Raw genomic sequence first — 416 nt, 5'->3', positions numbered from 1 at the left:
ATCGGGCTCGGCTTCGCAGTCCTTGCCATCACGGAGTTCCCGACATGACCCAAGCCAACGGTCCCCTTCGCATCGGTATTGGCGGCCCCGTCGGCTCGGGCAAGACGACGCTCACCGAAAAACTCTGCAAGGCGCTGCGCGACGAATTCTCCATCGCCGTCGTCACCAACGACTTCTACACCAGGGAAGACGCCATGATGCTGGCGCGGCTGCAGGCGCTGCCGGAGGACCGCATCGTCGGTGTGGAAACTGGCGGCTGCCCGCACACCGCCATCCGCGAGGATGCTTCGATCAATCTGCAGGCGATCGCCGAGCTCAACCGGAAGTTTCCCGATCTCGACATCATCTTCATCGAATCCGGCGGCGACAACCTTGCCGCCACCTTCTCGCCGGACCTTGCCGACCTAACACTCTAC

At 62.7% G+C, this 416-nt stretch carries 1 protein-coding gene; it reads left to right on the top strand.

Annotation, left to right across the window (positions count from 1 at the left end; genetic code table 11):
• Nucleotides 1-44: 44 nt before the first annotated feature.
• Nucleotides 45-416: urease accessory protein UreG (locus EOC93_RS33805; RefSeq protein ID WP_164759409.1), on the top strand; the 372-nt coding region annotated here is incomplete at its 3' end.

This window comes from Mesorhizobium sp. M6A.T.Ce.TU.002.03.1.1, assembly GCF_003997275.1.
GTDB classification, from domain to species: domain Bacteria; phylum Pseudomonadota; class Alphaproteobacteria; order Rhizobiales; family Rhizobiaceae; genus Mesorhizobium; species Mesorhizobium mediterraneum.
This window is presented reverse-complemented; position numbering and strand designations above follow the sequence as displayed.